The 23,331-nt window shown below is 63.0% G+C and carries 19 protein-coding genes and 1 pseudogene; 10 read left to right on the forward strand and 10 right to left on the reverse strand.

Translation table 11 applies throughout. The features are described from left to right. The first annotated feature begins 36 nt into the window (after positions 1 to 36). Positions 37 to 681 carry a PAS domain-containing protein gene (locus H1204_RS18610; RefSeq protein WP_042317040.1) on the forward strand — a complete coding sequence of 215 codons (645 nt, stop codon included), beginning with the start codon at positions 37 to 39 and terminating at the stop codon, positions 679 to 681. Between the two features lie 62 nt (positions 682 to 743). Then, on the forward strand, positions 744 to 941 hold the full coding sequence (locus tag H1204_RS18615; RefSeq protein ID WP_180732186.1) for a DUF1653 domain-containing protein: 198 nt from the start codon (positions 744 to 746) through the stop codon (positions 939 to 941). 10 nt (positions 942 to 951) lie between these two features. Here H1204_RS18615 and H1204_RS18620 read toward each other — a convergent pair whose 3' ends face one another. From H1204_RS18620 to H1204_RS18630, 3 genes are all read right to left on the reverse strand, one after another. Next, positions 952 to 1,326 carry a 2Fe-2S iron-sulfur cluster-binding protein gene (locus H1204_RS18620; RefSeq protein ID WP_180732187.1) on the reverse strand — a complete coding sequence of 125 codons (375 nt, stop codon included), beginning with the start codon at positions 1,324 to 1,326 and terminating at the stop codon, positions 952 to 954. Between the two features lie 5 nt (positions 1,327 to 1,331). Continuing rightward, a complete protein-coding gene (locus H1204_RS18625) occupies positions 1,332 to 2,468 on the reverse strand; it encodes a VIT1/CCC1 transporter family protein (protein WP_180732188.1) in 1,137 nt (378 codons plus the stop codon). Positions 2,469 to 2,565: 97 nt separating this feature from the next. Then, a complete protein-coding gene (locus H1204_RS18630; protein ID WP_180732189.1) occupies positions 2,566 to 4,524 on the reverse strand; it encodes a sigma-54-dependent Fis family transcriptional regulator in 1,959 nt (652 codons plus the stop codon). 307 nt (positions 4,525 to 4,831) lie between these two features. Between H1204_RS18630 and H1204_RS18635 the strand changes: the two genes are divergently transcribed. Together H1204_RS18635 and H1204_RS18640 are read left to right on the forward strand one after the other, a co-directional pair. After that, entirely contained in the window at positions 4,832 to 5,098 is a 267-nt protein-coding gene (locus H1204_RS18635; protein ID WP_180732190.1) for a DUF2964 domain-containing protein, read from the forward strand. A gap of 310 nt (positions 5,099 to 5,408) precedes the next feature. Further along, on the forward strand, positions 5,409 to 5,699 hold the full coding sequence (locus tag H1204_RS18640) for a DUF1488 domain-containing protein (RefSeq protein ID WP_007745759.1): 291 nt from the start codon (positions 5,409 to 5,411) through the stop codon (positions 5,697 to 5,699). Positions 5,700 to 6,551: 852 nt separating this feature from the next. Here H1204_RS18640 and H1204_RS18645 read toward each other — a convergent pair. The 4 genes from H1204_RS18645 to H1204_RS18660 all read right to left on the reverse strand — a co-directional run bounded on the left by H1204_RS18645 (position 6,552) and on the right by H1204_RS18660 (position 12,257). Continuing rightward, positions 6,552 to 8,768 (reverse strand): xanthine dehydrogenase family protein molybdopterin-binding subunit, encoded by a 2,217-nt coding sequence (locus H1204_RS18645; RefSeq protein WP_180732191.1) that lies wholly within the window; start codon positions 8,766 to 8,768, stop codon positions 6,552 to 6,554. Beyond that, a complete protein-coding gene (locus tag H1204_RS18650; RefSeq protein WP_180732192.1) occupies positions 8,765 to 9,757 on the reverse strand; it encodes a xanthine dehydrogenase family protein subunit M in 993 nt (330 codons plus the stop codon). Before H1204_RS18650 ends, H1204_RS18645 begins: the two co-directional genes overlap by 4 nt. A 13-nt stretch (positions 9,758 to 9,770) precedes the next feature. After that, positions 9,771 to 10,553, reverse strand: a complete 783-nt coding sequence (locus tag H1204_RS18655) for a 2Fe-2S iron-sulfur cluster-binding protein (RefSeq protein ID WP_180732193.1) — start codon at positions 10,551 to 10,553, stop codon at positions 9,771 to 9,773. A gap of 411 nt (positions 10,554 to 10,964) precedes the next feature. Next, positions 10,965 to 12,257, reverse strand: a complete 1,293-nt coding sequence (locus H1204_RS18660; protein ID WP_180732194.1) for an aspartate carbamoyltransferase — start codon at positions 12,255 to 12,257, stop codon at positions 10,965 to 10,967. A 404-nt stretch (positions 12,258 to 12,661) separates the two neighbouring features. On the opposite strand from H1204_RS18660, the gene dapA reads away from it, so the two are divergent. The 4 genes from dapA to H1204_RS18680 all read left to right on the forward strand — a co-directional run bounded on the left by dapA (position 12,662) and on the right by H1204_RS18680 (position 15,784). Continuing rightward, entirely contained in the window at positions 12,662 to 13,525 is an 864-nt protein-coding gene (gene dapA, locus H1204_RS18665; protein ID WP_180732195.1) for a 4-hydroxy-tetrahydrodipicolinate synthase, read from the forward strand. A 268-nt stretch (positions 13,526 to 13,793) separates the two neighbouring features. After that, on the forward strand, positions 13,794 to 14,924 hold the full coding sequence (locus H1204_RS18670; RefSeq protein WP_180733215.1) for a M23 family metallopeptidase: 1,131 nt from the start codon (positions 13,794 to 13,796) through the stop codon (positions 14,922 to 14,924). Beyond that, complete coding sequence (locus H1204_RS18675; protein ID WP_180732196.1) at positions 14,917 to 15,300, forward strand: hypothetical protein; 384 nt, start codon at positions 14,917 to 14,919, stop codon at positions 15,298 to 15,300. The genes H1204_RS18670 and H1204_RS18675 overlap by 8 nt, the downstream gene beginning before the upstream one ends. Before the next feature lie 37 nt (positions 15,301 to 15,337). Next, positions 15,338 to 15,784, forward strand: coding sequence for a polymer-forming cytoskeletal protein (locus H1204_RS18680; RefSeq protein ID WP_180732197.1), 447 nt, complete (start codon positions 15,338 to 15,340; stop codon positions 15,782 to 15,784). 21 nt (positions 15,785 to 15,805) lie between these two features. Here H1204_RS18680 and H1204_RS18685 read toward each other — a convergent pair whose 3' ends face one another. The 3 genes and pseudogenes from H1204_RS18685 to H1204_RS18695 all read right to left on the reverse strand — a co-directional run bounded on the left by H1204_RS18685 (position 15,806) and on the right by H1204_RS18695 (position 20,213). After that, on the reverse strand, positions 15,806 to 17,875 hold the full coding sequence (locus H1204_RS18685) for an EAL domain-containing protein (protein ID WP_180732198.1): 2,070 nt from the start codon (positions 17,873 to 17,875) through the stop codon (positions 15,806 to 15,808). A gap of 190 nt (positions 17,876 to 18,065) precedes the next feature. Then, positions 18,066 to 18,293 (reverse strand): annotated as a pseudogene (locus H1204_RS18690) (rhodanese-like domain-containing protein); the annotation flags it as partial. Positions 18,294 to 18,524: 231 nt separating this feature from the next. Then, entirely contained in the window at positions 18,525 to 20,213 is a 1,689-nt protein-coding gene (locus H1204_RS18695) for a hypothetical protein (RefSeq protein ID WP_180732199.1), read from the reverse strand. A 694-nt stretch (positions 20,214 to 20,907) separates the two neighbouring features. On the opposite strand from H1204_RS18695, the gene hpnI reads away from it, so the two are divergent. Together hpnI and H1204_RS18705 are read left to right on the forward strand one after the other, a co-directional pair. Next, the gene (gene hpnI, locus H1204_RS18700) at positions 20,908 to 22,122 is read left to right on the forward strand and encodes a bacteriohopanetetrol glucosamine biosynthesis glycosyltransferase HpnI (RefSeq protein ID WP_180732200.1); all 1,215 of its coding nucleotides are present in this window, start codon (positions 20,908 to 20,910) and stop codon (positions 22,120 to 22,122) included. Between the two features lie 144 nt (positions 22,123 to 22,266). Then, on the forward strand, positions 22,267 to 23,259 hold the full coding sequence (locus H1204_RS18705) for a lysylphosphatidylglycerol synthase domain-containing protein (protein WP_180732201.1): 993 nt from the start codon (positions 22,267 to 22,269) through the stop codon (positions 23,257 to 23,259). The last annotated feature ends 72 nt before the right edge of the window (positions 23,260 to 23,331 follow it).

A 23,331-nucleotide genomic window follows, 5' to 3' on the forward strand; every position in this document is an offset into this window, starting at 1 on the left:
TCATGAATACCCCGCGAAGACTGCCCCTGCCCGCCGATGCGCAAGAAGAATACGTCCCCCGTCAAGGATCTGCTGCTGACCCGCTATGCGCCCATCGCGGACGGCATCGCCGCACTGTTCTTCCCGTACGCGGAAGTGGTGATCCACGATCTGCATGATCAGACCGTGCTGTATCTCGCGAACAATCTGTCGAAGCGGGAAATCGGCGACGATTCCGCGCTCGAGGAAACCGAGCATTCGGCACGCGAGCGCGTGATCGGCCCGTACGAGAAGCTCAACTGGGACGGCCGCCGGATGCGCTGCGTGAGCAACGTGCTGTTCGACGACAACGGCCAGCCGGCGGGCATGCTGTGCATCAATTTCAACATCGCCGTATTCGACGACGTGCGCTCGACGCTCGATCTGTTCATCAAGGGCGCAGGCGTCGTCGCGCAGCCGGAAGAGCTATTCCGCGACGACTGGCAGGAGCGCATCAACACGTTCCTGCACGGCTGGCTGCGCGAGCGGCAGATCGGTCTCAACGGACTCACGCGCGAGCACCGGCGTGAACTGGTCGAAGCGCTCTATGCGGAAGGCGCGTTTCGCGGCAAAAGCTCGGCGAACTATGTCGCGAACGTGCTTGGCATGGGGCGTGCAACAGTCTATAAGCACCTGAAGCAGATGAAAGAGGGCGCGAGCTGACGCATGCGGCTGCGTGCCGCTCGCGCTGCTTTGTCCAATCATGCATCAGTGAGGAAACGACTGTGACCGTACGTTATCGACACTACAAGGGCGGCATTTACGAGTTCATCTGCGAGGCGACGCTCGAATCGGACCCGAGCATCACGATGATCGTCTATCGCGCCGACAACGGCACCATCTGGACGCGGCCGGCATCGGTATTCTTCGAGATGATCGAGCACGAAGGGCAGACCGTGCCGCGCTTTGCACCCATCAACTAGCGCCGATCGACTAGAAGCGCCGGACGGGCGGCGTAGCCGGCGCGGATGGAATATCGGCGGCGTCGGGCGCGTCGAGCACCAGATCGCTCTGCGCGACGGCCACGCACGGCAGGATGTAGCCCTGCGCCTTTTCTTCGGCGCTGACGCCGGGCCATTCGACCGTATAGCGCACGCTGCCTGATTCCAGCCGGCAAAGGCATGTCCGGCACGTGCCGTTGCGGCACATGCGCGGCAGATGCAGATTCGCGAAACCCGCAGCTTCGAGAACGGTGAGCGATTCGGGCGCATCGAACGTGCGTCCGAGCGGCTCGACACGCACCGTGAAGGTCCGCTCCTCATTCGATTCATGCAGCGGCGCGCTGCGGGACGGTTCTTCGCTGGACATCGCGCTCACGAAATGGATACGCCGAGAAGCCGTCCAACGCCGAACGTAAAGGCGGCCGCGATCAAGCCGATCACGATCTGACGGAAGGCCGAGAACGCGGCGCCACGGCCGTTGAAGAGCGACGTGAAGACGCCGACAGCGGCGAGGCCGAATGCGCTCAACGCGACGCACTGCGCGATTGCCGCTGTGCCATGCGTCCAGAGAAAGGGCATCGCCGGAAAAATCGCGCCCAGCGAGAACAGACAGAACGACACGCCCGCCGCCGTCCACGGATTGCCGCCCAGTTCCGCCGGATCGAGGCCGAGTTCCTCGCGCGTCAGCGTGTCGAGCGCTTTCTGCTTGTCGCGCATGATTTGCGCGGCGACGCGCTTCGCTTCGTCGGCGTCGATTCCCTTCGACTGGTAGATCAGCGCCAGTTCGTGCTGCTCGGCTTCGGGCGTGTGCTCGATTTCGTCGGCCTCTTTCGCGATCTGCGTGCGCGCGAGTTCGCGCGCATTCGTCACCGACAGCCACTCGCCGAGCGCCATCGAGCACGCGCCTGCGATCAGCCCGGCCAGCCCCGTCAACAGGATCGCCTTGTTGCCCGTGCCCGCGCCCGCGACGCCCATGATCAGGCAGAAGTTCGACACCAGACCGTCGTTCGCGCCGAGCACGGCGGCGCGCAGGTCGTTGCCCGACGTCACGTTCCTGTGCCACGACTCGGCGGCCGCGATTTGCGCGCCTTTCGACGGCAAGGCTTGCTGACCTTTGACGTCGGCGACCATCTGTTGCATCACGGCGGCGTGATGCTGCTCGTCTTTCGATAGCTGCGCGGCGTCGGGCTGGTTCGCGTACTTGTCGCGGTCCGCATATTCGGCGGCGGCGAGCGACGGCAGCACGAATTTCGGCCCGAATGTATGAATCAGGCCGCGCATCAGATGCGTCTTGATGCTGTGGCGGTGCGGCGGCACGCGCGCACCGTTCGCGTGCAGCTTGTTTGCCCAGAGGTTCGCGTGCACGCGTTCCGCGCTCGCGAGCTGCGTGAACAGCGTACGGCGCTGCGGATCTTTTTCGACGCGCGACAGCGTTTCGTATAGCGCGGCGCTGTCGAGTTCGTCGGCGAGGTTCGTGCGATAGCGTTTGAGTTCGTGCCTGGAAGCCATCCGTCGATGCGCGACCGGAGTCGGTATTCGTGGGGTCAGGACGAAGCTTAACGCAGCGCGAGGCGGCGCGCTGCGGGCAGGGGAGCGCAATGGGCGTTCAGTGGGTCGTGCGGATGCGCATGTAGCGGTACACCGTGTTGCGTGCGAGGCCAAGCTCACGCGCGGCCGCCGAGATGTTGCCGTTGTTACGCGCGAGCGTCTGCTCGATCAGCGTGGCCTGCAACTCTTCCATGCGCGCGGGCCGCTGAGGCGCGGACGGCGCGGATGACTCGACGGCAGGCGGCGCCCGCAACCGCTCGTCGCTTGCTGGCTCGCAGTCGTGCAGGAAATCGTCGGGCAGATGCTCGACGTCGATTTCGGCGGCGCCTTCGGCCATGATGCCCGCCGTGCGCAGCACGTTTGCCAGTTGGCGCAGATTGCCCGGCCAGCGGCAGCGCGCGAAGCATTCGAGCACTTCCGCCGACACACGGGTGGGCATCCGCTCGCTGTCGGGCTCGTCGTCGCGCAGTCGCGCCAGAATCCGCTCGACGAGCACGGGTAGATCTGTCCGCTCGGCGAGCGCGGGCAGCGTGACGACGAGGCCGTTGATCCGGTAATACAGGTCTTCGCGGAACGTGCCTTCTTCGATCATCGCGCGCAGGTTGCGGTGCGTCGCGCAGACGATGCGCACATCGACGGGCACCGCGCGCGTGCCGCCCAGCGGCACGACGCAGCGTTCCTGCAGCACGCGCATCAGACGCACCTGCTGTGCGAGCGGCATATCGCCGATTTCGTCGAGAAAGAGCGTGCCGCCGTCGGCCTGCACGATCTTGCCGACGTTGCCGCGCTTTCGCGCGCCCGTGAAGGCGCCATCCTCATAGCCGAACAGTTCCGCTTCGATCAGCGTATCGGGCAGCGACGCACAATTGACGGCGACGAACGGCGCGTCGCGGCGCGGCGATTCTGCGTGCATGGCGCGCGCGAGCCATTCCTTGCCGGTGCCCGTCTTGCCGAGCACGAGCAGCGCAATGTCGCGGCCGCGCACTTTCTCGACGCGATCGAGGACGGCGGCCATCCGCGCGTCGCCCGTGTCGAGCGTGGCGAAGGTGATGGCGGCCGCGCGCGGTTTGCCCGACGACGGCGCAACGGACGACGACGGCGTGGCCGTGCGCGGGCCGCCTGAATCTGCGGAAAACGCGGGGCGTGCCGCGTATTCGGCACGCGCGAGCACGCGCACGCCGCTCGGCAGCATCAGCGTCAGGCATTCGCCGGGCGCGCGCAGCGCTTTCTGGAGCGCGGCGGGAAATGCCGAGCCGAATAGCAGCTCGAAGGGCTGGCCGAGCAGCGTGTCGAGCGGGCGGCCGAACTGGAACAGCGCGCTGCGGTTCGCGGCGAGCAACGCGCCATCGGCGCCGAACGCGGCGAGTCCTTCGAACAGCGTGCCGATGAACTCGCTGCGCGCATGAAAGCGCACGCGCACGGCATCGCCGAACTGGTTCGCGAACAGCTGGTTTTCGATGATCTGCGCCGACATGCGCACGAGCGCCAGCGTGTGCTTGTGAAAGCCGCGCGGGTCGCCACTCACGTCGAGCGCGCCGATGGTGCGGCCGTACGGATCGGCGATCGGCGCGCACGAGCAGGTCAGGATGCGATTGGCCTGCAGAAAATGTTCGCCGCCGTGCACGACGGTTGGCTGGCCTTCGGCGAGTGCGGTGCCGACGGCATTCGTGCCGCGATGCGCCTCGGACCACGACACGCCCGGACACAGCGCGACGCGCTCCGCATTCTCGACGAAATCGCTGTCGCCGAGACTGTGCAGGATCACGCCGTTGCTGTCGGTGAGCAGCACCATGCTGTCGGTATCGACGATTTGCGCGTGCAGCGTTTCCATCACGGGCAAGGCGTGCGCATACAGCGAACGGTTGCAGTCGACGAGATCGCGCAGCGCGACCGGCCGCAGCGGATGGAAGTCGGGCGCCTCGGATGCGCGCAGGCCGAAATCGCGCGAACGCGCATGCGCCTGCGCGAGCACATCGGCGCGGCCCGTGACGGACGGCGTGACGGAACGTTGGGTCACTGCATGTCTCCGATGTTGTGCATTCTGCGTGCTGCTTCGTGCAGACAAATTGTGCGATCGCGTCGCTTTTGCACTGCAGCACCGCATGCCTGATGAAAGCTGCGCAGTCAGGCTGCGCGAGCCGGGGAGGCCGTCGGTCTATGCCGATTCATGCCGGTCCATCTTACAGGAGGACGCGTGGCGCGTGTTCCGCTTGCCTTCTGGTACAGAAGTGCAATGATCCTAGACAGGCACGCGTTCGCGCCGCATGCCGCCACTGGGACCGCGCTGGTGACGTCCCGGACAGCGCCATTTCGAGGAGAACGTCATGGTGCGCATGGAGTTGAGAGTCGTCCTCGCCACGCTTGCGATCTTCATCGCACTGGGCGGCATCGGACTGTCGATCCACGGTTCGCTGTACTACCTGAATGGCGAGATCTGGGCGGGCGTGATCGCGATTGCGATCGGCATCGCGGGGTGCGTGACGATGCTTACGCTGTGGCCCCGGGATCTTCCCGGCAAGACGCCGCCCGAGCATCCCGCCGACGATGTCGGGCCGCACGAACATCATCCTCATCTGCCCACTCAGTTTTAGGTTTCAGACGCGTCGTTACGCTGCGCTGCCGCATTATTAAGGGTTTTCGCGTGGGTAATTGTCCGGGGTTGGTGACGCTTTCTGCGTGGGTTGGATGCCGTTTCGCAGTGCATGGCGGCACCATGCTGGCGTGTGGCGAAACAAAACTTGCGGCGCGCCGGAAGTCGTCTACAGTGTTGAGATCAACTGCGGAGCGAGCGCGATAAAGGCGTGTGTTCGCGGTTGACAGCCCGCGCTGCGATCCATAACGGAGGCTTGAACAGGGGCACGCGCGGTCCTCGGCGGTGTGTTGTTCGACCAAGGTGTTCCCATGCAGATCATTTTCCCGAAAGAAGTCCCTGAGTACTCGGGGCGCGAGCTGACTCTGGCGTTTCCGGCTATGGTCGATGGGCAAAGGGTGGAATGCACGATCACCGCCGAGGCTCTCGAAGATCACTTTGGGGCCGCGTCGCCGCGGCTCGAAGATATGATGGGTGCGTTTTCGACGCATCGCGAGAGGATTGAGGCCGCTACGCGGCGGTTGTTGTCCGAGACTCGGGCTCAGTGTGTTGTACTGCGCAGTGGGTATGTGCGGTTTTATGAGGCTAATTGGCGGAATTAGGGCGCCTTGGCGGCGGTTTGGTTTTTTTGCCTTTGGGCTGGCGTCCGCGGTTTGTCTTTTCGCTGGCATCCGCGTTATGCCTTCGTGGCGCGCGCGGTTTGGTTTGCTCGTGCTTTGCGCTGGCATCCGCGATGCGTTAGCTCACTTCACGCGTCGCCCCTGTGCGGCGGCACCTACTTTTCTTTGCCGCCGCAAAGAAAAGTAGGCAAAAGAAAGCGGCTCACACCGCCAACATTTCTCCCTGCCTGAGGGCCCTCAACCGGTCCCTCACTTCACACGGCAATCACGTGACCCCCATTCGTTGCCAGCGCTCTTGCACTGCGCATCACCCGCTTCGTGCCCCCGCGTCGCCGCATGCCATGCCAGATAGTCCACGGCCGCCCAGGTGGCAAACGGTGTGTAGGCCGTAGTGCCCCACACGCCTCACTCCGGACCGATAGCGCACGCATGCCACCATGTAAAAGCGCCAAGCTATACGCCGCGACAACCTACACACCGTTTGCCACCTGGGCGGCACATGCCATTCGCTGCCGTTCGCCTTTGTACGGGTGTTTGAAGTGGGTGAGGCGTTCATTCGAAGCGTCGGCAACGAACGTGAACAGGGGCGTTGCCGTATGAGGCGTAGGAGCCGTTGGGGGCCCTCAGGCAAGAACAAGAACTGGCGGTGTGAGCCGCTTTCTTTTGCCTACTTTTCTTTGCGGCGGCAAAGAAAAGTAGGTGCCGCCCCGCACAGGGGCGACGCCTGAAGCAAGCTAACAAAGCGCGGATGCCAGCGAAAACACAAGCAAACCAAACCACCCGCGTCACGAAGTCAACCCGCCGAGCCCCTCGCCCCGCGCAGCGGCAAAAAATTCAACCCATCACAACCTTATCCAAAGTAATAGGCAAATCCCTAACCCTCACGCCGGTGGCGTGATAAACAGCATTCCCAATCGCCGCCACCACGCCAGTGATACCAATTTCCCCAATCCCCCGAGACCCAAGCGAATTAATAAAAGGATCAGGCTCATCGAGCACAAGCACATCGAGCGCCCCAACATCGGCATTCACAGGGACGTGATACTCAGCGAGATTGGCATTAATAAACCGTCCATACTGCTTATCGAGCGTCGTCGCCTCTTCGAGCGCGGCACCGATTCCCCAAACAAGCCCACCCATCAATTGACTGCGCGCAGTCTTCACATTGAGCATCCGCCCAACGTTATAAACGCCGGTGAGCCTGGCCACACGAATCGACCCGAGATCGGCATCGACATGGACTTCGGCGAACACAGCGCCCCAGGAATGAAACGAGTAACGCTGCTTCTCGTCGCCGGGTTTCGTGCTGGTCGTCGCTTCGATCGGCTGCCCGCCCGCACGCGCAAGCACCGCCGCGATCGGATCGCGCGTTGAAGGATCGGCGCGGCTCGTGACCCAACCGTTCTGCACGACAACATCATCCGGCGCCACACCGAACACGGGCGAACCACGATCGGCCAGCGCCATCGCCACCAGCTTGCCACGCGCCTGATCGCACGCGTCGCGCACGGCCGGCGACACACTCGCGACCGACTGCGACCCGCCCGAAACAGGCGCCTTCGGCAGCGAAGAATCACCGAGGCCGAAACGAATATTCTCCGGCGCAATGCCGAGCGCGTCCGACGCGACCTGCGTCATCACCGTGTACGTGCCCGTGCCAAGGTCCTGCGTGCCGGAAACCACCATCGCCGTGCCGTCCGGCAGAATGCGCGCAAGCGCCGCCGCTTCGCTGCGATTGGCGGGATACGTCGCCGTGCCCATCCCGAGTCCGATCAGCGTATTGCCGTCGCGCATCGAGCGCGGCTGGGGCTTGCGGCGCGACCAGCCAAAGCGTTCCGCGCCGACGCTATAGCACTGGCGCAAGGCCTTGCTCGACCACGGCTTGTTCTCCTGCGGGTCGTTCTCCGCGTAGTTCTTCAGGCGCAGCGCAATGGGGTCCATCTTCAGCTGATACGACAGTTCGTCCATCGCCGTTTCGAGCGCCCATGAACCCGTCGTTTCGCCCGGCGCGCGCATGAAGGTCGGCGTGCCGACATTCAGCTGCACGAGACGATGCGTCGTCACCTGGTTCGGCACCGCGTACATCATCCGCGAGACCATGCAACAGGTCTCCGTCCAGTCTTCGATCATCGACGTATTCGAGAAGCTGTCGTGCCGCATTGCGGTCAAGGTGCCGTCGCGCTTCGCGGCGATCACCATGCGCTGCTCGGTGAACGGCCGCCCGCCGACGGAGCCGAACATCTGCGGACGCTCCAGCGCGAGACGCACGGGCCGCCCCGTCTGCTTCGCGGCCATCGCGCACAGCACCACATGCGACCATGCAGAGCCCTTGCAGCCGAAGCCGCCGCCGACGAACGGCGAGATCACGCGCACGTCGTCGGGCGACATGCCGAGCGTCTTCGCGACGGAGGTGCGCGTGCCCGTCACGCCCTGCGTCGAATCGTAGAGCGTCAGTTGCGGGCCGTCCCACACGGCCATCGTCGCGTGCGGCTCCATCGGGTTGTGATGCTCCATCGGTGTCGTGTAGACGGCGTCGACGCGCACCACGCCCGCCGCCAGCCCCGCATCGTAGTCGCCGCGCGACGTGTCGGTCTGGCGGCCTTGCGGCTTGTCGGGCGCGTGTGCGCTGGACTTGGCCTGCGTGAAATCGAGCGCCGCCGGTTGCGCCGCATAGATGATGCGCAACTGGCGCGCGGCATCCGTTGCATGTTCGAGCGTATCCGCGACCACCACTGCAATCGGCTCGTTGCTGTAATGGATCTGGTTGTCCTGCAACAGCGACAGATGCCGTCCCGCCGGCGGCGCGAGCGCGGGCCGTCCGCCGTTCGGCAGGCGCGGCGCGTTCTGGTACGTCATCACGAGCAGCACGCCCGGCAACGCCGACGCACGGCTCGTGTCGATCGACGCGATCTCGCCTTTTGCAATCGTGCTCGTCACCAGCACGCCATGCGCAAGACGCGCTTCGGGAAACTCGGCCGCGTAGCGCGCTTCGCCCGTCACCTTCAGCAAACCATCCGTGCGATCGAGCGGATGTCCGATCATCGTATTCATGCGACACCTCCCGCTGCCCGGTTCACCGCGCGCACGATCGCGTTCTGCGCGAGCCGCACCTTGAACGCGTTGTCATGCAGCGGCTTCGCGTCGTTCAGTGCCGCGGCGGCGGCGTTTTTCAATGTGGCGTTATCGAGCGGCTTGCCCGCGATCATCTGCTCGGCCACCGTCGCGCGCCACGGCTTGTGCGCGACCCCGCCCAACGCGATACGCGCGCTGCGCACGTTGTTGCTGTCCATCTGCAGCGCGGCCGCGACGGACACCAGCGCGAACGCATAGCTCGCGCGGTCGCGTACCTTCAGGTAATACGCGTGCTCGCTAAAGATCGGCGGCGGCAGATCGACGGACGTGATGAGTTCGCCGGGACGCAGCGTGGTGTCGAGATCGGCGCGCTCGTCCGGCAACCGATGAAACTCGCCGAACGCAATCACGCGCTCGCCTTGCGGGCCGCTCACGCGCACGTTTGCATCGAGTGCGGCGAGCGCGACGCTCATATCGGAAGGATTCACGGCGACGCATTGCGCGCTCGCGCCGAGGATCGCATGCGTGCGGTTGTGGCCGTTGATCGCGGCGCAGCCGCTGCCCGGATCGCGCTTGTTGCAGGCGGTGAACGCGGTGTCGTAGAAGTACGGGCAACGCGTGCGCTGCATCAGATTGCCGCCGACGGTCGCCATATTGCGCAGTTGCGCCGATGCGCCCGCGAGGAGCGCCTGCGATAGCAACGGATACCGCTCGCGCACCAGCGCATGATTCGCGGCGTCGCTATTACGCACGAGCGCGCCGATGCGCATGCCGCCGTCGGGCAGCGTCGATACGATATCGAGCCCTTGTATGCGCGTGATGTCGACGAGTCTGACGGGCCGCGTCACGCCGCCTTTCATCAGATCGAGCAGATTGGTGCCGCCGCCGATGAACATCGTGCCCGGCTGCTGCGCGGCGCGCACGGCACTGGTGATATCGGCGGCGCGTTCGTAGGAGATGGCATCCATGATGGTCTCCTCGTTACGCGACGTCGCTCGTCTTGATGACGAACGTCGAGTAGCTGTAGTCCGTGCCGCTGCCGACCGTGCCGCGATGGGCGGACTGCACGGCCGCGACGATATTCACGTACGCGCCGCAGCGGCAGATGTTGCCGCTCATGCGCTCGCGGATTTCTTCATCCGTCAGTTGCGGCGGACGGTGGCGTACGTCCGCTGTGACGGTGCTGGCCGTGCCGGCGTCGAATTCCGTGAGCAAAGCCGTCGCCGAACAGATTTGCCCCGGCGTACAGTAGCCGCACTGGAACGCGTCCTGTTCGATGAATGCGCGTTGCACCGGGTTCAGCGTGCCGTTGCTCGCGAGTCCTTCGACCGTCGTGATCGCTTCGCCTTCGTGCATCACGGCGAGCGTGAGACATGCGTTGATGCGCCGTCCGTTGGCGAGCACCGTGCACGCGCCGCACTGCCCGCGATCGCAGCCTTTCTTCGTGCCCGTGAGTCCGGCGTATTCGCGCAACGCGTCGAGCAGTGTCACGCGCGGTTCGAGTTGCAGCGTGTAGTCGCGTCCGTTGATATTGAGCTTCACTGCGCGCGGCGGCACCGTTGTGCGTGCAACGGGCTGTGCCGCGGGCGGCGTTTGTGTCTGCGCGTGCGCGTAGGGTGCGGTGCTGACTGCGGCCGCTGCCGCAGCAGATTGCAGGAAGCGGCGGCGTGAAGTGCTGGATGGCGAGACGTCATGCTCGTCCTGGCGGGTCGTGTGCGCATCGTGTTGAGCGCACGAACCCTGACAGTCGTTGTGGTGGGACATGATGTTCTGCTTGCTCCGTGGAAGTTCGATGCAAGCTTGCGCCGCATCGAACCCGAAGCGGGCGCCCGGTGCATGGCAAGCCTTGTCAATGAGCAATTTCGATGCCGCCGGTGCAGAACATCACAGGACGACCGCACACGCGGCGAACTGCCTTCTCAAACGACTTCACGCTGTACTCGGCAACGCGCAACGTAAACGGTTGCGGCGTAATCGTGCAGCGTTGAAAGCGAGTCTTCATCGTGGCACATCCGGCGTGGCGCAGCCGTGACGGATAGATGGCGCGAAGATGGCGGGGAGATGGCGCGCGTGACATGCGCCGAACGACCTCAGCCGCACTGCAAAAACAATAACGCGCGTCGAACCTCAACGCGCGTTTTACATGAACCAGCAGTGACTCAGCCTGTGAGCCGATCAATCGATGCCATGAAACACCGCATCGTCCGGGCCGAGATACGCGGGCGGACGCCACGCGGCATCGCGCATAGAATGTTGAACCAGCTTCTCGACGCCGAGCAGCACCGCGAAGATCGCCATCCGTACGGGAATGCCGTTGTCCGTCTGGCGGAAGATCGCGAGGCGCGAATCGTGGTTCAGATCGGTGCTCAGATCGTTCGCGCCGGGGCGGCTGTCGCGCGGCAGCGGGTGCATGATCAGCGTGTCCTGGCCGCACACGGTATCGACGAGCGCCTGATTGATCTGGAAGTCGGGCGTATAGCCTTCGAACGACTCATCGGCGAAGCGCTCTTTCTGAATGCGCGTCGCATAGACGACGTCCGCGCCGCGCAGGCCGTTGGTGAGATCGTGCGTCTGTTCGACCACGTGGCCGTTGCGCGAAATCTGATCGACGATATACGCAGGCATTTCCAGCGTGGGCGGCGAGATCAGCGTGAACTTGATGCCGCGATACAGCGCGAGCAGCTTGACGAGCGAATGCACGGTGCGCCCGTACTTCAGGTCGCCGACCAGCGCGATATGTGCGCCATCGACAATCTTGCCCAGACGCGAGAACTCGCGCTGGATCGTGTACAGGTCGAGCAGCGCCTGGCTCGGGTGCTCGCCGGGGCCGTCGCCGCCGTTGATCACGGGAATGTTGGTGGCGCGAGCGAATTCGGCCACGGAGCCCTGGTCCGGATGGCGGATCACGAGGGCATCGACATAGCCGGACATCACGCGGCTCGTGTCGTAGATCGATTCGCCCTTGGCCATCGACGAAAACGTGAAGCCCGTCGTGTCGCACACCGAGCCCCCCAGGCGGCAAAACGCCGCGCCGAAACTCACGCGGGTACGCGTGCTGGCCTCGAAGAACAGGTTGCCGAGCACCGCTCCTTCGAGCACGCGCGAGATTTTCCGACGTCGCGCGATGGGCTGCATGATGTCGGCGACGCGGAACAGCGCTTCGACGGCGTCGCGCGAGAACTGATCGACGGACAGCAGCTGCGGCTTGCCTTCGAACAGCATCTGGCTGGCTAGTGACTGCGAATCTACGCTCTGCGTATGCTTTTCGGCAGGTGCGCCGTTGACGACGATTTCCGACACGAAGCGCTCGACGATTTCCGGCATCGCGCGCGATTCCTGCGAATCGTCGGGCAGCAGCCACGTGTCGAGCGCGCGCTTCGACACGCCGATGCGCGTCGCGAAGCCGTCGCGGGTGAGGTTCAGACGCCGCATCGCGTCACGGAGAAATGCTTGTTGCGGGACGGTCATGGGCTGCCTCTCTTTTCGTCAGGAGATCGGGCGGATATACGCGGTGCGTATATTAATTCGCTGGGCGAGGAAGTCAAGGAATTTCGTGCATCCATTTGTCCGGGCGGCTGATTTCGCCTGCGCTGGCGAAACGCTCGCGGCGGCAAGCGCAGTTTTGCGGTTACACTGCCGGACATGGAAAACGGCTCATTGCTTCGTGATCGTGTGGAAACGGGTACGCCTTTGCGTGCCGCGCCCGCACGCGCCGCTTCCAAAGCCAAAAAACAGTTGCTCATCTGACCGGAGCCGCTGTTCCGTCAGATGTGCGACGGAACAGCCTCGATCAACGGTCCTCGAAACTCCCGCTTCCGATCCTGCTTCCTCGCCGCTGAACGGTTCCCGTACGGTCGCCTTCGAGGAAAGTCATGTCCAATTTTTCGGGTATCTGGATTCCCCTTGTCACGCCGTTTTCCGCAAACGGTGCCGTCGATCACGATGCGTTGCGCCGCCTGATCGGGCTCTACGCCGAGGCAGGCGTCGCGGGCGTGGTCGCGCTCGGCACGACGGGCGAGCCGTCTTCGCTCGACCCCGGCGAGCAGGAAGCCGTGCTCGCGACCACGCTCGACGCGGCGGGCGGCGCGCTGCCGGTGATCGTCGGCGTGTCGGGCAACAACGCAAGCGGTGTGCGTGAGCGCGTGCTGCGTCTGAACGCGTTGCCGCTCGCGGGCGTGCTGATTTCGGCGCCGTACTATGTGCGGCCGTCGCAGGCGGGCATCGCCGCGCACTTCACGATGCTCGCCGACGCAAGCGAGCATCCCGTCGTGATGTACGACATTCCCGCGCGCACGGGCGTACGGATCGAGCTGCAGACATTGCTGTCGCTCGCCGCGCACCCGCGCATTCAGGCGATCAAGGACTGCGCGGGCTCGCTCGATACCACGCACGCGCTGATCCTCGACGGCCGGCTGCAAGTACTCGCGGGCGACGACATCCGCATCTTCGACACGCTCTGCATGGGCGGCAGCGGCGCGATCGCGGCGTCGGCACATGTGTGGCCGGAGCGTTTCGTCGCGCTCGATCGCGCGTTGAAGGCAGGGCGTCTCGATGAAGGGCGGGCGCTTTTCCATTCACTCGTGCCGTTGATCGGCGCGCTGACGGCCGAGTCGAACACCGCGCCCGTGAAGGCGGCGCTCGCAGTGCAAGGTCTGATGGAAGGCGATCTGCGTTCGCCGATGACGCAAGCAAGCGAAACATTGCGCGAGCGTTTGCAGCAACTGCTTGCTGCCTGAAGTTCGTGTGACGGCGAAAGCGCACTGAACCTCATGCGGACATGCGACGAATCCGATGTCGTCCAATTTGAGATGCGGGCCTGGCGGATGGCGTGATAATTCGCGCCACCGTTTTTCCCCATCAACGAGATCGATTCGTCATCCTGCGTATGCCGGTTCACTGCAACACCGCGCCGTCCGCCGCGCGTACAACCCGATTTGCTGCGTCTTCGCCTCTCGCATGCATGCCCCGACGCATCGTCACGATCAGGACGCAGGGCAGCTGCTGATGTCGCTGATCCGTGGAACCGGCAAGCGCCTGACGAACGGCTCGGTGCGCTTCGTCACGCGGCACACCGCACTGACCCTCGCCGCGCTCGTTGCCTGCGGCAGTTCGGCGCTGGCGTTGACGGCGGGCATCGTGATCGGCCGCGATCATCCGAAGCGCGACGCGGCTACGCAAGCCAGCGACAACCGCGTCGCGCGCGACTACACCGTCGCTGAACTCGGCAAGCTGAATGCGGCAATCGAGCAGATGCAGCCGCGTCTGACGCAGCTCGCCTCGCAGGTCGCGACGCTGCACGATTTCGAAACGCGTCTGAAGACGATCAAGACCTTGCCGCGCCCCGTGTTCGCGCCGCCTGTGCTGTCGGCGAGCGACGTGCTCGGCGACGACGCGGGCGACGATGTGACCGACGTCGCGCAGCAGAAGACGAAGAAGGCGGGGCCGTCGCCGAAGGGCGGCGCACGCGCCGCGGCGAAGCGTGATGCGGACGACCATGATGGTCCGTCGACGGGGAAGCCCGCCGAACCGCCAATCGACAAAGCCAGCGAAACGGCAGCGGAAAACGGCGAAGGCAGCCCGTCGCTGCCGCCGCGCCGTTGCGACGAACTGACGGGCCACCCGGCGCATGACGCGCTTGCGATTCACGAGCAGATCGCCTGTCTCGTCACGACGCTGTCGGCGCTCGAACAGGAAGCGACGCTGCACGTCGCGAACTGGGAGTCGTTCCCGGGCCGCATGCCCGTCGACGGCGCGCGGTTCGGCTCGCCGTTCGGCAATCGCGTCGATCCGTTCACGCATCACCTGAGCTTTCACCCGGGCGTCGATCTCGTCGCGCTGCCGGGCACGCCGATTCTCGCCGCAGCGGGCGGCCGCGTGATTCACGCGGGACCGCAGGGCGGCTATGGCAATGCCGTCGAGATCGACCACGGCAACGGCCTGATCACGCGCTATGGGCACGCTTCGAAGATCGTCGTGCAGGCGGGCGATCTCGTGCTGCCGCGCCAGCATATCGCCGATGTCGGCTCGACGGGCCGCTCGACAGGCCCGCATCTGCACTTCGAAGTGCTCGTCAACGGCGCGCCCGTCGATCCAATCGACTATCTCGCACTTTTCATGGGGCTGTCTCATGGCTGATTTTCTTCGCCCGGGCAGGCGGCGCGGGCGCGTCGGCGGGCATCTCGTCACGCAGCGCGTGTATGCGTTGCAGCCCGTGCGGTCGCTCGCGGGGCGCGTCGGAATGTGGGCGCTCGTTTGCATTGCGTGCATGGCGGCGGGCGCGGCGGCGATGCATGGCTACGCGCGGCCCGATGTTTCAGCGCGTCCATCGTGCGTTGCGCCTGCCGCGCACGACGAGTTACAAGACGCGCTCGCACGCGCGCAGCTCGCGCTGACGCAGGAAGCGGCGTCGCGCGCGAGCGTGCAGAAATCCGCCGACGCGCTCACCGTCGAAGTGCGCCGGCTCCAGGCGCAAGTGTTGTTTCTGCAAGGCCAAAGCCGTTCGCGCCGCTGAGGCGCGGCGCATTTTCAACTTCATCCCGGTATCGATTATGTTTGGCAAGAAGAAGTCACCCAGCGTCTCCCAGAACAAACTGGCAACCCTCATTGCGCACGACGTCTACATCACAGGCGACGTCGAATTCAGCGACGGCCTGCGCATGGACGGCCACGTGAAGGGCAACGTCGCGGGCAAGGCGGGATGCGAGACGCTGCTGGTGCTGAGCAATCGCGGCTCGATCACGGGCAACGTGTACGGCTACGACGTGATCATCAACGGCAGGATCACAGGCGATGTGATCGCCGATCATTTCGTCGAGTTGCAGGATAACGCGCACATCACGGGCAACATCTACTACCAGCAGTTGCGGATGGATGTGGGCGCGTCGGTGGATGGCAAGCTGACGCGGCGCGATGTTGCGCCCGCGCCGGCGAACCCGCCTGTCGAGCCCGCGACGTTCGGCCTGCAAAAGGCCGACGTATCGACCGTAGATCAGTGAGGGGCCGGACGGCCGCTCACGTCACGTCGTCGGCATGCGCTCCTGAAGCAGCTCGCTGAATGCGTCGGCCGTGAGCGGCTTGCCGAGCAGGAAGCCCTGCATTTCGTCGCATTGCAGGTTCTTGAGCTTGTCGAGTTGGGATGCCGTTTCGACGCCTTCCGCCACCACGTCCATTTCCAGCGAATGCGCGAGCGCGATGATCGCCTGCACGATCGCGCTGCCTTCGTGGCCGTCGGCATCGAGCCCGCTCGTGAAGAAGCGGTCGATTTTCAGCTGCTTCACGCGAAAGCGCTGCAGATAGGCGAGGCTCGAATAGCCCGTGCCGAAGTCGTCGATTGAAATTTCGAAGCCGCTGTTCTGAAATTCACGGATCATCTCGGTCGTCTTGGCGGCGTCCTGCATCGCGACCGTTTCCGTGATCTCGAACATGATCTGGCTGCAAACCACGCCTTCCGCGTGCACGATCTCCAGCATCTTCGCAACCAGATCGGGCTGCCCCATCTGGCGCGGAGACAGGTTGATCGCGATTTTCATCGACGGCAGGCCGGCGCCTTCCCAGCGGCGAATCTGGCGGCACGTCTCGCGCACGACCCAATAGCCGATCTCCACGATCTGCCCCGAGCGCTCGGCAATCGGAATGAAGTCCATCGGCGCGAGCACGCCGATCTCCGGATGGTTCAGGCGGATCAAGGCTTCCGCGCCTGCCACGTCGCCGCTGTCGCCGCGGAACTTGGGCTGGAAGTGCAGCGAGAAATAGCCCTTGCCGAGCGCCTCGTGCAGCGCGCTCTGGATCTTCAGCGTGCGCATTGCCGCTTCGTTCATGTGCGCTTCGAAGAAGCGATACGTGCTGCGCCCGCCGCGCTTCGCTTCGTACATGGCGGCGTCGGCGTGTTTCAGCAACTCGTCGACAGAATGGCCGTCCTGCGGATACAGCGAAATGCCGATGCTGGGCATGATCTGCAGCATCTGGCTTTGTGTGCTGATGCCTTCGCGCATCCGTTCGAGCACGACCTCGGCCATCCTTTCCGCGTCGCGAGGCGCGCCGAGGTTTTCGGCCAGCACGACGAACTCGTCGCCGCCGAGCCGCGCGACGGTATCGACGTTGCGCACGCATAGCCGCAGGTGGTGCGCGAACGATTTCAGCACTTCATCGCCGAACGCGTGACCGAGCGAGTCGTTGATCGTCTTGAAGCCGTCGAGGTCCATGAAGAGGATCGCGAAACCGCGGCGGCTCAGCTTCGACGCGTGGATCGCGCGCTCGATGCGCTCGGTCAGCGTGCGGCGGTTCGGCAGATCGGTCAGCGTGTCGTAGGTGGCAAGGCGCACGATCTGGTTGTTCAGCGACGAAACCGAGCCGGCGAGGAAGGTTGTACGGGCATCGAAGCGCGACAGGATCAACGTGACGATCAGAATCGCGAACGTGAACAGGATGATCGTCGTCGCGAGCCACTGCGCGTTGACGCCACGCGCGGCGCCGCATACCGAGCCGGGCAGGAAGTCGGCGGCGGCCATGCCCGTGTAGTGCATGCCCGTGATCGCGACGCCCATCACGCAGGCTGCGCCGATGCGCTTGATCAGCACGCGATGCTGTCTCGAATCACGCAGCGTGTGCGCGATCCACAGCGCGGCCATCGACGCCGCAATCGCGATCGCGACAGATGCGGCGAACAGGCCGGGACGATAGTGGATGCCCGGCTGCATCTGCATGGCGGCCATGCCCGTGTAGTGCATGCCCGCGATGCCGACGCCCATCAACAGGCCGCCCGTGACGAGACGTCTGGCGGAGAGTGTCGGGCGCGCTACCTGGACGAGTGCGAAGTACGACACGATCATCGCGATGATCAGCGAGTAGGTGGTGATCGCGAAGTCGTAGCCGAGCGGGATGGGCAGCGAGAAGGCCAGCATCCCGATGAAGTGCATCGACCAGACGCCCGTGCCCATCGCTGCCGCGCCGCCCGCGAGCCAAAGATGGCGAAGGCGGGCGGACGCCATGGTCGAAATACGTCCGGCCAGGTCGAGCGCCGTGTATGAAGCCAGTGTTGCGACGGCGAGCGACACGACAACCAGACCCAGATTGTAAGTGCTCTGCATGTCAGTTCCGTCGCAAGAGGAAGATCCCTCGACTGGTTAACGGCAGCATGTCTGAAACATTGAACATTTTTTTAAACGATTTATTCGAAGATTTAGCGAAACCAATTGAAAGCTCTTTAGCGGCTTTTGAAGCCTTTTAAAAGCATGAAATTGCCCGCGCAAAATGGCGGGCAAGATATTCCGATGGAAATCAGGGTTCCTGTTCCATTTCTGTACAGGCGCTTACTGCTTGCGTTTCCAGCGCGAAGGCTTCGTCGAGCCAGCCCGTCACGCCGCCTGTCACGATTTTCACCGGCTGGCCGGGTTTTGCGAGCCGGATTGCGCCGCGCGTCGCGCCATTGCAATGCGGGCCGGCGCAATAGGTCATGAATAGGGTATCGGCCGGATATTCGCGCAATTTAGACTCGATGATTTTTCCGCTGCGGCGGATTGAGTGCGCCGGGTCCGTTCTGCTCAGTCGTGGTGGAGGCGAGGCAAGGAAAAAAGTTGATTCCGCACTATCGATGCCGCGCCGATCGCGGCACCGTCCGCACCGAGTCGCGTTATATAGATGGGTGGTGAGGTGAAACCGTGCAGAAGGCAACCAGGATCAGTGAAGGCGTTAAAGCCAAATCTATTTGGGCGCTCGCACGCGAGCGCCCAATATCGCTTACTGGTGGAACGGGCGTCCGGAATCCGAGCCCGGTGCAAACGAAACACCTCGCAGTACTTCAGCAAAGCCCGCGGTGCGCAGCGTGACGAACTTCTCGTGCGTGGCTCCCGATGACGTGGCGTTCTTTACGACATCGCGGATCGCCACGAGCCGGTTCGGATCGGCACCCACATCACCGTTGCCGCTGACGGTCGACGTGATCGCCCAGATCGTCGCCGTGCCGTCATCGTCGACGCGCCCGGTCAGGTTGCGCAAACCATCCGTCGCGGGAGCCCACGGGAGCCCCGTTGTGCTGTTGGATCCCGTCGGATAACCCTTGATGGTGTATTGCGAGCCCAATTCGAGACCCGTCTGTAACGTGTAGGCGAGCGTCCACGTTTTCGTGCTCGCGTTGTAGATCCACTTTTGCAGTCCAGCCGTCGATTGCGCGGCGGCGTGGGTGTAGAGGTCGGCGCCGCCTGTGTAACCGTCGCCCTCGTCGGCGACATACAAGGTATTTGCGTCGGCAAACCACAGTCCGAAAGGATACGAGAGCGTGGTAGCCGATTTGTTAGGTGTCGACGGGAAGCCGGCGAGTACACACATGTTGTTCGGCAAGCCGCTGGTTTGCAGCGTCGCAGTGTTGTAGGGGATGGCTGCCATTGGCAACGTGGCCTTCGGGGAAGGGACGCCGACACCGTTCGGACATGCGGTGCCCGTCGTGTCGACGAAGTAGACCGTATTCACACCGTTGCTGCCGCTGCCCTTTGTGAAGTACAGCACGTTATTGAAAATGGTCATGCCGCGAAAATTATCATCTTTGCCGATCTTGTCCGCCTTTGCGCCGAGTTCCGTGACCGAGAAACTCGCGAGCGGAGTTGGCGTACCGGGCGTTTGCTGAGCTTCAGCCTGGTTGGATGCGCTGATGAATTGCGCGCCGGCGCCCAGTATCACGCCGTCGGGTTGCGGGTTCGCTCCGTTACCGGCATTCCCTGCCGTATAGAAAATGTCGCGCCCGTTGTTATTGTTCAGAATCGCGGACCGGCCGTTATTGCCACTGTAGGCGTTGGTTTCAGTGAAACTGAAATGGCCTTCACTGTCCACGCGGGCGACGGCACGATAAAAGCCCTGCCCGACTGGATTCGTCGTATCGACCACGCCGGGTGTATTTGAATTCGACACATCGAGCGTGTTGACGGGTGCGACGTAACCCATGAACGTCAGATACTTACCGTCCGTCGAGAGATGCAGGGCGAGTTCCGACTTCGAGCTGAAGCTCGTGACCAGCTGGTCGCGGGAAAAGCCTTTCTGCAAACTGTTCGGCACTTCCAGCGTGCTCACCACCGCACCACCCCGCGAGATCTGGTCGAGAAAGATTCGCGACGTAATGCCGAAGCTTGCGTCGTATGCATCGTTATTCCAGACGTACGGATAGGTGCCGTCGGACGGCGCACCGGTTGACGCACTACAGCCGCCTTGCGTGCTGGCGCAATTGGGCGGAAGGATCGTGCCCGCCTGAACATTGCTCGAAAGATTGTCGTATACGCTGCGGCTGATCACGAGCAGTCCGGGATGGAAACGACTGCCGCCGTCCTGATCCGACGGTTGCGCCTGCGCAATCGTACCGGAAAGCGTGAAGGCGAGAATTGATGTGCGTCCGATTGCCAACAGGCAGCTAACCATGGGGCGAAGTGTTGTTGTTTGCATGAATGTCTCCGTTCGGATTCTGGGGAAGTGCAACGTGCACACCTGCGGTAGAACCGCATAACCGTACTGATCATTCATGAACTATTGATTGCGAAAGACTTTCTCCAGGCTAGCAGTGGGTTCAATCATCTTGTTTGATGAGAAGGTGAGAAAGCATTTTTGTGTGTTGAACAGAAATTAGAAGCAAGTCGAAAGGATTCTCCTCATTTTTCATTGTCCTTAAGGTTTTCTTCAGAATTGCTTTGACGAGCGGTCCCGCTCGTTGAGTACGGTCATGCTTTCAATGACACGCGCCGCAGAGCGGACGCTGAACTGAAATCGTACGGCTCATTTGAAAGGCGACGATCTGCTTTTGGAAGCCTTTCAGTGTTACTCTGAATGCCTGCGAGAAAGCGTCCCCGCCCGCGCGCGGCGTAATCATCGGAAATATTGTGGATGCCGGCCTTAACGTTCCCTTCAGATAAGCCCGTTAGTATCCCCGTCAAGGCGCACGAGGCGAGCTCTCACGTTCATCTCCGATCTCAGCGCGGCGGCAGCACCCCATTTCTGAATGTCACCGAGATGAACGGCGCGTGTCCAAGGTGTGTCGTCTCGGGTGTCAAGGTGACGCGGCAATCGGTTACCCGGCGTGCCGCGCGGGTTAGTAACTGCCGCGATCGACCCATCCATTGATCTTCTACACTGGACACCGCCAATGGTGACGAGTGCCTTGTTTTCGACCGCAACCTTGCTGCATGTCGAAGTTGCGTTACATGCGCTCGCGTATTTTTGTGGCGCCTGTGCGGCATTCGGAATCGTCTATACCGTCACGGCGATCGTGCTGATCGGTTCTTTTTTTGCGCGGCGTTCCATCGAGGCGCCCAGCTATCCCCCTGTCACGGTGATCAAGCCTCTGCGCGGTATGGAAACAGCGCTGCTATCTAACCTTGTGAGCTTTTGCGAACAGTGCTATCCGGGGGCCGTGCAATACCTCTTCGGCGTTCATGATCCTGACGATCCCGCATTAGAGGTCATCGAGAAACTTCGGCGTCTTCACCCGGACGCTCATATCTCCGTGGTCGCCGATAGCAAGTTGCACGGCTCGAACCGGAAAGTGAGCAATCTGCTTAACATGCTTCCTTCAGCGGTTCATGATTTCTTTGTTTTTGCAGACAGTGACGTGTCGGTGGGGCGAGATTACCTTCGCAGAATCATGGACGAACTGCAGGCGGAAAGCGTGGGTCTTGTGACATGCGCGTACGTCGGCGTACCCGATCCAGGCTTTTGGCCGAGGCTGTCAGCGCGAGCCGTCGACTATCAGTTCTTGCCCGGCGTCGCGACGGGTCTCGCGCTTGGTCTGGCCAAGCCGTGTTTCGGGCAGACAATCGCGATACGTCGTGAAACACTGGATGCGATTGGCGGCCTTCGTCAATTTTCCAATTTCCTTGCAGAGGATCACGCGATTGGGGCTGCAGTACGCGCGACAGGAAAAAAGGTGGTCATCCCGGGATTCGTGGTCGGACATGCCTGCACGGAATCCACGGCTTCTCGTCTTTTCGAACATGAGTTGCGCTGGAGCAGGACGATTCGGGGGATCGATCCCCTTGGCCATTTCGGTTCTGCGCTGAGTTATCCCGTCGCGCTGTCAGTATTCGCGCTATTGCTCTCGGGGGCGTCGATATGGTCAGTCTGGGTGCTTGTCACGGCCTTGTGCGCGAGAGTGTTATTGCAGATCCGCATCGATACCACGCTGAGGCGGCCGGTTCGCGATTTTTGGCTCTTGCCATTGTGGGATCTCATTGCTTTCGCCATACTTTGCGCAAGCTTTCTGTCCTCAAGAGTGGTATGGCGAGGCGTAAGTTTCGATGTTGACCGCCGTGGATTGCTGAAAATCACACCCGCCAATGAATCTCGTCATTCATCTCGATGATCGGGCATATCAGCAGACTCACAGCGTTTGCGGAAATGAACGGGATGCTGTCACTTTCCACGAAAAATGAACCGGCAGTGCGCTTTACGGCAGATATGCGAAGCCGCAGTGACGCGGGGCGCATGAAATAGAGAGCACCCGCAGATGAAACACCTTGGAAGTATCGCCGCCTTGTGCGGTCTCGCGTTCGCCCTATGGCTCGTGTGGCACGATCATCCTGCCGCCGTGCTGCAACTGCTGAGAGGCGCGGGCATGGGGCTCGTGCTGGCCGCCTCGCTGCATATCCTGCCCATGTGCGCGAATGCATGGGACTGGCGCACCCTGATCCGCGTCCGTGAGCGTCCGTCATTCCCGGCAATGGTGAGGCTCGTGTGGATCCGCGAGTCGATCAATGGTCTTTTGCCCGTCGCGCGGATCGGCGGCGAAATCGTTTCGTTCCGGCTGTTCGTGCGTGCGGCTATGCGCCCGGCAACCGCGGCGGCGAGCCTCGTCGTCGACATGCAGCTCACGCTGATCAGCCAACTCCTCTTTGCTTTGGTCGCGGCAGGCTATGTGCTCGAGCATTCGTCCTCCGATATGGCGCGCTTCGCAGGCCGTCTCGCCTGGGGCATTGCGGCGCTCGCCCCGGTGCTGGTGCTGTTCGCGCTCGTCCATCACGCGCGGCCGTTCGAGCGTGCGGCACGCACCCTCAACCGGGTCACGAGCGGCAAGGTGGTCGACCTGGTGGGCGCGTCCGCACGCATCGATCAGTCCATCAAACTGATCTGGCGGCAGACTGGCATTGTCGTCCGCTATCTGCTCATCTGGCAGACGCTGCAATGCGCGGGGTATGCGCTGGAGATCTGGTTCGCGCTGCACGTGCTCGGGGTGCAGGCGACCTTCGTGCAGGCGTTCGTGATCGAGGCACTGATTCAGCTTGTCAGCAGCGCTGCCTTCCTGGTCCCGGGCGGGCTCGGCGTGCAGGAGGGCGGCTTCGTGCTGATCGGCGGGCTGCTCGGATTCGACGCGCCGACGTGCCTCGCACTCGCAGGAGCGCGGCGCGTGCGCGATCTGCTGTTCTATCTGCCGGGCCTGCTTGCATGGCAGGTGGCCGAATATGCGTTGCCGTCGACACGCCGTGTTGAAGGCGCGGATTGAGGAAGGAGGTTATGTTTGAGCCGGTCGAAGCGGCGAATGTTCGAGTCCGCGTAAGGCTCGAGTCGATGCGCG

The organism is Paraburkholderia sp. PGU19, from assembly GCF_013426915.1.
Taxonomy (GTDB): domain Bacteria; phylum Pseudomonadota; class Gammaproteobacteria; order Burkholderiales; family Burkholderiaceae; genus Paraburkholderia.